The 1,734-nt window shown below is 57.7% G+C and carries 2 protein-coding genes; one reads left to right on the top strand and one right to left on the bottom strand.

Annotated elements, in window-relative coordinates; translation table 11 throughout:
- Positions 1-131 precede the first annotated feature (131 nt).
- Positions 132-1,010, top strand: coding sequence for an IS1595 family transposase (locus VSX60_RS22240; protein WP_327626415.1), 879 nt, complete (start codon positions 132-134; stop codon positions 1,008-1,010).
- Positions 1,011-1,172: 162 nt separating this feature from the next.
- Here the strand turns inward: VSX60_RS22240 and VSX60_RS22235 are convergent, their stop codons facing one another.
- Positions 1,173-1,619 carry a hypothetical protein gene (locus VSX60_RS22235; RefSeq protein ID WP_327626414.1) on the bottom strand — a complete coding sequence of 149 codons (447 nt, stop codon included), beginning with the start codon at positions 1,617-1,619 and terminating at the stop codon, positions 1,173-1,175.
- Positions 1,620-1,734: the final 115 nt, after the last annotated feature.

Genomic DNA, 1,734 nt, shown 5'->3' with positions numbered 1-1,734 from the left:
GGCCACCGGCACCAAGCCAGAAACCGTCCGCATTTCCACCGCAGCCGCCTGAAACGGAGCCGCTTCAGTTACACCCCAATTTCCACCACGTTGACGGACACGACCCCGCCTACCGTTTTGTAGAGGCGCGCATTTGGCCGAATGGCCCGGTTTGCCCGCACTGCGGCGGCGTCGAGCGCATCTCCGCCATGAAGGGCAAGAGCACCCGCATTGGCACCTACAAGTGCTACCAGTGCCGCAAGCCCTTCACGGTGAAGGTCGGCACCGTCTTCGAGGCCAGTCACGTTAAGATGCACCTGTGGCTACAGGTGATATTCCTGATGGCGTCTTCCAAGAAGGGCATTAGCTCCAATCAATTGCACCGGACCCTTGGCGTCACCCTCAAGACTGCTTGGTTCATGTCGTACCGTATCCGCGAAGCGATGCGCGACGGATCATTTGGCCCACTGGGTGGCAATGGCGAAATCGTCGAGGTCGACGAAACCTACTTTGAGCGTCGGGCCGAAAAGCGGACCACCAAAACCAGTGGTGAGCCGCTCCTTAAACGCGGCACCGGCCCGTCAAATAAGCGAGCCGTCCTGAGTTTGGTTGAACGGCACGGCTCGGTTCGTTCATTCCATGTCGCACCGGCGACCAAACAGAACGTCGCAACTCTGGTTTCCGACAATATCGCACATGAGAGCATGCTCTTTACCGACGAAAGCCACCTCTATCCGGCGGTCGGAGCCACCTTTCTGGACCACATGACCGTCGAGCATCCTGCTGGCGAGTATGTCCGGGGCGGCGTCCCTACCAACACCGTCGAGAGCTACTTTTCGATCTTCAAGCGCGGCATGCAGGGCACTTATCAGCATTGCGCCGAGAAGCACCTGCACCGCTATCTTGCGGAGTTCGATTTCCGGCACAATCGCCGTATAGCTCTGGGCGTGAACGATGTAGCCGGCGCCGATCGCATCCTTGATGGGGTGGTCGGCAAGTGGCTCACCTACGAAACGGCGCAAGGTAGGTGAGGCACCACATGGCGTCTGGCGACCGTCTCGATACAAGCCCAAAGCCAAGCGGCAAAAAGGCAAAAAGGCTTAGTCAGAAAGAGCAATCCGAGCGGTTTAAGCAAACCGCTCGGGAGATAGCGGCAGACGATACGGGCGCGACCTTTGACGCGGCTATAAAGACTATTCTGTCACGGAGCCAGACACGGAATAAAGAGCCGCGAGAGGACTAGTCGTCGTCGGCGGCTCCGCCGGCAGCGGTTTCAGCATTTCAGTTACCGCAGTCCTAACCAGCCCGTAGATGGCTATCGCGTCATCGGTGGATAGCACTACGTCCGGATGAATGAGCGGATTCCGGAACCTGTCTGAAATCTCTTTCAGTAGGAAAAGAGTTTTCTGGTCACCCTTCCCCGCCTGCTTCATCGCGTTCACGTACACGGCGATGTTGCGAACCTTCGGCGGCGCTTTGCCCTCTGTCTCTTGGACGTAATACCTCCGCAGGACGCTTTCCAGAACGCGGAAAACATGGAATCCAGCAGCCGTTGAGTTCTCATAGGCGAGGCACTTCCCCGCCTCACGCGCATCAAAGATCGATTCAGGAACCTTAACTCCCAGATCGACCGGAAACATATTCTCCCTATAGAGCGACGATTGGGATGAGCGGCAGCGTCAATTACGATAAGCGCCTGCGGTCGAGGTCGAAGGTTTCCTAATTGTCGCGCGAGGTCAAGGTCAGGACTGCGCG

Source organism: Aurantimonas sp. A3-2-R12 (assembly GCF_036016755.1).
Classification (GTDB): domain Bacteria; phylum Pseudomonadota; class Alphaproteobacteria; order Rhizobiales; family Rhizobiaceae; genus Aurantimonas; species Aurantimonas coralicida_A.
The sequence above is the reverse complement of the archived record's forward strand: the minus strand, read 5'-3'. Positions and strand labels throughout refer to the sequence as shown.